The sequence below is a fragment of the Methylopila musalis genome (assembly GCF_042679725.1).
GTDB classification, from domain to species: Bacteria; Pseudomonadota; Alphaproteobacteria; order Rhizobiales; family Methylopilaceae; genus Methylopila; species Methylopila musalis.
This window is the reverse complement of sequence record NZ_JBHTMX010000355.1, coordinates 1-1,374: the sequence shown is the minus strand read 5'-3', so window position 1 is coordinate 1,374 and position 1,374 is coordinate 1. Positions and strand designations below refer to the sequence as shown.

Below are 1,374 nucleotides of genomic sequence, written 5' to 3'. Positions count from 1 at the left end.
CGGCGTCGCGGCCTCCGGCGGCGCGCGGTCGGCGTCGATCACCGTCAACATCGCGACCCCGGACGTGGAGAGTTTCCGCCGCGCCGAGGGCCAGCTCACCGCGACGCTCGCCCGCGCGGTGGCGCGCGGCCAGCGGGGCCTGTGAGGGATCGCCATGGCCGCTTTTCATGACGCGCTGTTCCCGACCGACATCGCCCGCGGCGCCCGCGGCGGGCCGGAGCGCCGCACCGAGATCGCTACGCTCGGCTCCGGCTTCGAGGAGCGCAACGCCGTCTGGGCGCATTCCCGCAGGCGGTGGGACGCGGGGCTCGGCGTGCGCACGCTGGCGCAGCTCTCCGCCGTGGTCGCCTTCTTCGAGGAGCGGCGCGGGCGGCTCCACGGCTTCCGCTTCCGCGATCCGCTCGACCACGCCTCCGCCGCGCCGGGCACGGGCGTGGCCGCCACCGACCAGGTGATCGGGACCGGCGACGGCGCCGCGACCCGCTTCCCGCTCGTCAAGACCTATGGCGGCGCCTTCGCGCCCTACCGCCGGCCGATCCCGAAACCGGTGGCGGCGAGCGTGACGGTGGCGGTGAACGGCGTCGTCACCGCGGCGTTCGCGGTGGATGCGGGCGACGGCGCGGTGACGCTGGACGTGGCCCCGCCCGTCGGCGCCGCGGTCTCCGCCGGCTTCCGCTTCGACACGCCGGTGCGCTTCGACGCCGACCGGCTGGAGATCGACCTCGCCGCCTTCGAGGCGGGCGCGATCCCCTCCATCCCGCTGATCGAGATCCGGCTCGCGTGAGGAGACGGCCATGAGAGACATTCCCGCGCCCATGGGGGCCGCGCTCGAGTCCGGCGTCACCACCTTCGCCCGCTGCTGGCGGCTGACGCGGCGCGACGGCGTGACGCTCGGCTTCACCGACCACGACGAGGACATCGCCTTCGACGGCGACGTCTACCGCGCCGCGAGCGGGCTCAGCGCCTCCGCCGCGTCCTCCGCGCTCGGGCTCGCCGCCGGCGGGCTCGACGTGGTGGGGGCGCTCGACGACGCCGCGCTCACCGAGGCCGATCTCGCCCGCGGGCTCTACGACGGCGCGGAGGCGCGGCTCTATCTGGTGGACTGGACCGATCCGGCCTCGCGCCTTCTGCTGTTCGCCCGCCCGCTGGGCGAGATCGCCCGCGAGCGGACGCTGTTCACCGCCGAGCTGCGCTCTGTGGCGCATGCGCTGCAGCAGCCGCAGGGGCGGCTCTACCAGCGCGCCTGCGACGCCGATCTCGGCGACGCCCGCTGCGGCGTGAACCTCGCGCTCAGCCTTCATCGGGCCGAGGGCGTGGCGACGGCGGCGAACGGCGCGCGCGCCTTCTCCGCCGCGGCGCTCGCGGTGCGTGGAG

General features: G+C 75.9%; 2 protein-coding genes and 1 pseudogene. All 3 read left to right on the top strand.

The annotated features are described in order from the left end of the window. A pseudogene (locus ACFQ4O_RS17605) lies at nucleotides 1-145 on the top strand (phage tail tape measure protein); the annotation flags it as partial. Between the two features lie 9 nt (nucleotides 146-154). Continuing rightward, complete coding sequence (locus ACFQ4O_RS17600; RefSeq protein WP_378777681.1) at nucleotides 155-784, top strand: phage distal tail protein, Rcc01695 family; 630 nt, start codon at nucleotides 155-157, stop codon at nucleotides 782-784. Between the two features lie 10 nt (nucleotides 785-794). Then, nucleotides 795-1,374: DUF2163 domain-containing protein (locus ACFQ4O_RS17595; protein WP_378777679.1), on the top strand; the 580-nt coding region annotated here is incomplete at its 3' end.

Coding starts and splice junctions, on each gene's coding strand:
- ACFQ4O_RS17600 (WP_378777681.1), top strand. CDS start 155: ATGGCCGCTTTTCATGACGCGCTGTTCCCGACCGACATCGCCCGCGGC.